The 6,313-nt window shown below is 71.6% G+C and carries 5 protein-coding genes; all 5 read right to left on the bottom strand.

Going from position 1 to position 6,313, the window contains the following annotated elements:
• Positions 1-95 precede the first annotated feature (95 nt).
• Positions 96-377 carry an HU family DNA-binding protein gene (locus tag CCN44_RS30935; protein WP_014673024.1) on the bottom strand — a complete coding sequence of 94 codons (282 nt, stop codon included), beginning with the start codon at positions 375-377 and terminating at the stop codon, positions 96-98.
• A gap of 293 nt (positions 378-670) precedes the next feature.
• Positions 671-2,086 (bottom strand): NAD-dependent malic enzyme, encoded by a 1,416-nt coding sequence (locus CCN44_RS30940; protein WP_059249816.1) that lies wholly within the window; start codon positions 2,084-2,086, stop codon positions 671-673.
• A gap of 344 nt (positions 2,087-2,430) precedes the next feature.
• On the bottom strand, positions 2,431-4,785 hold the full coding sequence (locus CCN44_RS30945) for a HelD family protein (RefSeq protein ID WP_059249817.1): 2,355 nt from the start codon (positions 4,783-4,785) through the stop codon (positions 2,431-2,433).
• A gap of 259 nt (positions 4,786-5,044) precedes the next feature.
• Positions 5,045-5,812, bottom strand: coding sequence for an anti-sigma factor family protein (locus CCN44_RS30950; RefSeq protein ID WP_189397187.1), 768 nt, complete (start codon positions 5,810-5,812; stop codon positions 5,045-5,047).
• A 62-nt stretch (positions 5,813-5,874) separates the two neighbouring features.
• On the bottom strand, positions 5,875-6,313 hold a 439-nt coding region (locus tag CCN44_RS30955), incomplete at its 5' end, for a sigma-70 family RNA polymerase sigma factor (RefSeq protein ID WP_086701292.1).

Consider the following 6,313-nt stretch of genomic DNA (forward strand, 5'->3'; position numbering starts at 1 on the left):
ACTGCGCGACCAGCCACAACGGTCCCGCAGCCACCCACGGCGCTCCAGTCGAACGGCGCTTCAGTGGGCCGGCGCTCTAAGCGGAGCGCTTGCGCTTACTTGCCCTTGGCGGCTTCCTTGAGCTTGCTGCCCGCGGTGACCTTCACGCTGAAGCCGGCCGGGATGTTGATGGGCTCGCCGGTCTGCGGGTTGCGCGCGGTGCGAGCGGCACGGTGGGTGCGCTCGAAGGTCAGGAAGCCGGGGATGGTGACCTTCTCGTCGCCCTTGGCGACGATCTCGCCGACGGTCTCGGCGAACGCGGCCAGCACGGCGTCGGCGTCCTTGCGGGTCACCTCGGCGCGGTCGGCCAGCGCGGCCACCAGCTCACTGCGGTTCATGTTGTTACTCCCGTGTTTTTCTTGCCGTTGGGGTGTGCCACGCGGCGGAGCCGCCCGAGGCACTGCGATGCCGATGCGCTCGCGCCCAGGGACGCATCCTGCCCCTACCTGCGGCGGGAAAGCCAATCCGGCACCCGTAGGAGTCGTGAGAACACCCTGGGGAGTCACACGAAAAGCGCCCGCTCAGCCGTCACCCTAGAGCGCGCCCGGCATCTGGCGGTTCCACGACGCGCCGGTGCGGGGGGCTGCCGTGGTGATGCTCACAGCCCCCTGCACATTACGACACGCCGTGCTCAGGCCGTCGCGCCGGCCGCCTTGGCGGCCTCCCGGACCGCTCCGGCGACCGCGCCCGCGACCTTGTCGTTGAAGACGCTGGGGATGATGTAGTTCGGGTTCAGCTCGTCCTCGGTCACCACGTCGGCGAGGGCCTTCGCGGCGGCGAGCATCATCTCGGTGTTGACCGTGCGGGACTGGGCGTCCAGCAGGCCGCGGAAGACGCCCGGGAAGACCAGCACGTTGTTGATCTGGTTCGGGAAGTCGGAGCGGCCGGTGGCCACGACGGCGGCCGTCTGCCGGGCGATGGCCGGCTCGACCTCGGGGTCCGGGTTCGCGAGCGCGAACACGATGGCACCCTCGGCCATGGCGGCCACGTCGGTGCCGTCCAGGACGTTCGGGGCGGAGACGCCGATGAAGACGTCGGCGCCGCGCACGGCCTCCTTCAGGGTGCCGGTCAGGCCCTCGGGGTTGGTGTTGTCGGCGATCCAGCGCAGCGGCGAGTCGGCGGGGGCGTTCACCAGGTCCTCGCGGCCGGCGTGGACGACTCCGTGGATGTCGGCGACGACGGCGTTCTTCACGCCGGCCGCCAGCAGCAGCTTGAGGATGGCCGTGCCGGCCGCGCCGGCGCCGGACATGACGACCCGGATGTTCTCGATCGCCTTCTCGGTGACGCGCAGGGCGTTGGTGAGGGCGGCGAGCACGACGATGGCGGTGCCGTGCTGGTCGTCGTGGAAGACGGGGATGTCGAGGGCCTCGCGCAGCCGGGCCTCGATCTCGAAGCAGCGCGGCGCGGAGATGTCCTCCAGGTTGATGCCGGCGAAGCCGGGGGCGATCGCCTTGACGATCTCCACGATGGCGTCGCTGTCCTGGGTGTCCAGGCAGATCGGCCAGGCGTCGATGCCGGCGAAGCGCTTGAAGAGGGCCGCCTTGCCCTCCATGACGGGCAGCGCGGCCTTGGGGCCGATGTTGCCGAGGCCGAGCACGGCGGAGCCGTCCGTCACGACCGCAACGGAGTTGCGCTTGATGGTGAGGCGGCGGGCGTCCTCGGGGTTCTCGGCGATGGCCATGCAGACGCGGGCCACACCGGGCGTGTAGACCATGGAGAGGTCGTCACGGTTGCGGATGGGGTGCTTGGACGCCATCTCGATCTTGCCGCCGAGGTGCATCAGGAACGTACGGTCCGAGACCTTGCCCAGCGTGACGCCCTCGATGCCGCGCAGCTTCTCGACGATCTCCTCGGCGTGGGCCGTGGAGGTGGCCGCGATGGTGACGTCGATACGGAGCTTCTCGTGGCCGGACGCGGTGACGTCGAGGCCGGTCACCGAGCCTCCGGAGGACTCCACGGCGGTGGTGAGCTGCGAGACGGCGGTTCCGCTCGCGGGCACCTCCAGCCGGATCGTCATCGAGTAGGAGACGCTGGGCGCCGTTGCCATGGCCGACTTCCTCTGCTTTCACCGTGTCGCGAGTTGTGCCGTCCGATCGTCGCACCTACCGCGGAGTACGTGGTAGTCGCCCCGGATTGCGGACGTTGTGTTCATGAGCGGTGCGCGGTTTCGGAAAACCACTTCCACCATACGAGAAATGACCATGCAAAGAAAGAGACCCACGTCACTGTCGTGACGTGGGTCCCTGACGTTCATGACACCGACCCGCCATGCTCGCCTCGCGGCAAGTGGTCCCTCTGAGGGACGAAGGTTGGGCCCGGGGGCTTGGATCGGGCCGGTGCCACACCCAGGCTAACAAACGGATCCCGTAAGGCCATTCCCGTACGGGCGGTTCAGTCCCGGAGCAGGTCCGGCACGCCCGCCGCGTCCGGCTCGTCCCGCTCCCCCGACACCACCGTCAGCTGCTGGGTCGCCCGGGTCAGCGCCACGTAGAGCACGCGCAGCCCGGCCGGCGACTCGTCGGCGATCTCCGCGGGCGAGACGACCACCGTCGCGTCGTACTCCAGGCCCTTGGCCTCCAGGCTGCCCAGGGCCACCACCCGGTCGCCGAGCCCGGCCAGCCAGCGCCGGGCCTCCTCGCGCCGGTTCATCGCGACGACCACGCCGACCGTGCCCTCCACCAGGTCCAGCAGCCGCTCGGCCTCGGCGCGCACGGTCCGCTCCAGGGAGTCGCGTACGACGGCGAAGCGCGGCTCGACCCCGGTGGACCGTACGGCCGACGGGGCCTCGGAGCCGGGCATGGCCAGCGCCAGCACCTTCGCGGCCAGCTCGGCGATCTCGGCCGGGTTGCGGTAGTTCACGGTGAGCTGGAAGCGCCGCCGGGGCCGGGTGCCCAGGGCCTCGTCGCGGGCCTCGGCCGCCTCGTCCGGGTCGGACCAGGAGGACTGCGCCGGATCGCCCACGACCGTCCAGGTGGCGTGCCGGCCGCGGCGGCCCACCATGCGCCACTGCATCGGCGTGAGGTCCTGCGCCTCGTCCACGATGACGTGCGCGTACTCGGTGCGCTCCTGCGCGAGGCGCTCGGCCCGCTCCCGCTGCGTCTCCTCGCGCACCGGCATCAGCTCCTCCAGGCCGGTGAGCTGGTCCAGCGGGTCGAGTTCGCGCTTCTTGCGCGGCCGGGCGGGCGCGCCGAGGATCGCCTGGAGCTCGTCCAGCATGGCGATGTCGTGCACGGAGAAGCCCTCGCGCCGGAGCGAGCGGGCGACCTTGCGGACCTCGCCGGGGTTGAGGATCCGCCGGGCCCAGCGGCCCAGCCGCTTCTCGTCGGCCATCGCGGCGAGCACGGCCTTCGGGGTCAGCTCGGGCCACCAGGCGTCGAGGAAGCCGAGGAAGGAGTCCTCGCTCGTGACGTCCTCGTCGAAGGACGAGCGCAGCTCGGCGGCCAGCTCCGGGTCGGTGTGCCGGGCGGCGGCGCCGGACTTCGCCCACAGGGCGTCCAGCAGCAGCTTGCGGGCGCGCGGGCGGAGCAGGTTGACGGGCGCGGTGCCGCCGAGCGCGGTACGGCGGATACGTTCCAGCTCATCGGCCTCCAGTTCGAGGCGGCGCCCGAAGGCGACGACGCGGAGGCGGCTCGGGGCCCCGTCGAAGGGCGCCGGCCGGCCGTCCTCGTCCGCCGTCCCGCGGTGCACCGGGCCCAGCTCCAGGGCGCCCCGGGCGGCCTTGCGCAGCACCTTCAGCATCCGGTACGAGCCCTTGGCGCGGGCCACGGACGGGGAGTCGTACAACGTGGCCTCGGCGCCGTCGACCAGGGAGCCGATCGCGCGGATCGCGACCTGGCCCTCCTCGCCGAGCGAGGGCAGCACGCCCTCGGTGTAGGCGACGAGCAGCGGGGTGGGCGAGACGATGAGGATGCCGCCCGCGTAGCGTCTGCGGTCCTGGTAGAGCAGGTAGGCGGCGCGGTGCAGCGCGACGGCCGTCTTCCCCGTCCCCGGGCCGCCCTCCACATAGGTGATGGAGGCGGCGGGAGCGCGGATCACCAGGTCCTGCTCGGCCTGGATGGACGAGACGATGTCCCGCATGGTGTGGCTGCGGGCCTGGCCGAGGGCGGCCATCAGGGCGCCGTCGCCGATGACGGGCAGCTCACGGCCGTCGAGGAAGGCGGTCAGCTCCGGGCGCATCAGGTCGTCCTCGACCCCGAGCACCCGGCGCCCCTTGGACCGGATGACCCGGCGCCGCACCACCCGGCCCGGCTCCACGGGCGTGGCCCGGTAGAAGGGCGCGGCGGCGGGCGCCCGCCAGTCGATGACCAGCGGGGAGTAGTCCTCGTCGAGGACGCCGATCCGGCCGATGTGCAGGGTCTCGGCGATGTCGGCGGTGTTGTCGTCCCGCACGGCGCCCTCGGCCGGCTCGACCGCCGTGTAGGCCCCGTCGGGCCCCTTCTTCCCGTCCTTGCCCAGCAGCAGGTCGATCCGTCCGAAGAGGAAGTCCTCGAACTCGTTGTTCAGCCGGTTCAGGTGGATGCCGGCCCGGAAGACCTGCGCGTCCCGCTCGGCGAGCGCGCCGGGCGTGCCGACCTGGCCGCGCCGGGCCGCGTCCTGCATCAGGAACTCGGCCTCGTGGATCTTCTCCTCCAGCCGCCGGTACACCCGGTCCAGGTGTTCCTGTTCGACGCTGATCTCTCGGTCACGGACGGAATCGTGTGCGTCGTGTACCGAGCCGACCGCGGACTGCTGAACCTGAGCGGCCACCGGGCCCCCTTCTGACGTGCTGGGCAGCCGTCAACCGTACGCGAAGGGGGGCGGGGGAGGCTACGGGAGATACGCGGAGTGCCCTGCGGGCGGACGGTGCGTGGAACCAGGGGCGCGGGGCCGTATCGATGTGCGGCTCCGCCGCGTGGGCGCGAGCAACCCACCACGCGCCGCACCCGACCACGGCTGGGCACGCCCCCGGAATCGGGCGGGGCCCGGGGGCGCAGCCCCCGGACCGGTCCCCGAGCCCCGCAGGGCGTCACGCGTCGACCTGCACCAGCTTCTTGCCCTCGAACGTCACCACCTCGAAGTGATCGATCTCATGGGGCTGGAAGGCCGCGGCCCCGCCGATGTACAGCGGCTGCTTGGCCCGCTCGGTCCGGGCGTCCGGGACGCCGTACCCCCAGTTCGGCACCGACCACGACGACATGGTCACGCGCTGCCCGTTCTTCGCGACGAGCACCAGGGAGCACTTCAGCGGCCCCTTGACGTTCTTCAGCTCCAGGACGGCCTGCGTGCCCCAGTCCTTCTGCGTCATGCCGACGGTCGCGCTGACGTGGGTCGACGGGTCCGTGGCGGACTTCTTCTCGGACATGGTGCGGAAGGTGGACTGGGCCGGCGTGGCGGTGACCTGCCCGCCGTCGTCCGAGCCGCCGCTGACCGCCACCGCGGCGAGCGGGCCGGCGATGATCAGCGCGGCAGCCGCGGCGATCATGTAGAAGCTCCGCCGGCGCTTCTGGGCGCGCCGTTCGGAGACCTCGTCCACCAGCTTCTCCACCAGCCGCGGGCTGGGCCTGGCGGACAGCGACTCGCCGATCGCGGGTGTGCTGCCGGAGCCCGGCAGGTCCGCGAGCGCGGCCAGCATCGGCTCCATCCCGGCCAGCTCGTCCAGCTGCTGGGCGCACCACTCGCAGCCGGCGAGGTGGGCCTCGAAAGCGGTTGCCTCGGCGTCGTCGAGAATCCCGAGGGCGTAGGCGCCGACGGTCTCGTGCTCGCTCGGCACCGAAGATCCCTGACTGGGGTTCATGGGCCCAGACATACCCGGACCACCCGGTCCGAATCCCTGCACTCCCCCGTACCCGTTGCTCATCACGCCGTCACCCCCCGCTCCTCCAGAGCCAGCTTCATCGACCGCAGGGCGTAGAACACCCGGGAACGGACTGTTCCGCTCGGTATGCCCAGCGTCTCGGCCGCCTCATTGACGGTACGCCCCTTGAAGTACGTCTCGACGAGCACCTCCCGGTGGGCCGGGGTCAGGTCGTCGAGCGCGTCCGACAGCGTCATCAGCCACAGCGCCTTGTCGATCTCGTCCTCCGCGGGGATGACCTCCAGCGGCGACGGATCGACCTCCTGCGGCCGGGCCTGCCGGCTGCGGTGGCCGTCGATGACGATGCGGCGCGCGACCGTCACCAGCCAGGGGCGTACCGAACCGGTCGCCCGATTGAGCTGACCGGCGTTCTTCCAGGCACGGATGAGCGTTTCCTGTACGACGTCCTCGGCGCGCTGCCGGTCGCCGGCGACCAGCCGC

The organism is Streptomyces tricolor, from assembly GCF_002155905.1.
GTDB lineage: Bacteria > Actinomycetota > Actinomycetes > Streptomycetales > Streptomycetaceae > Streptomyces > Streptomyces tricolor.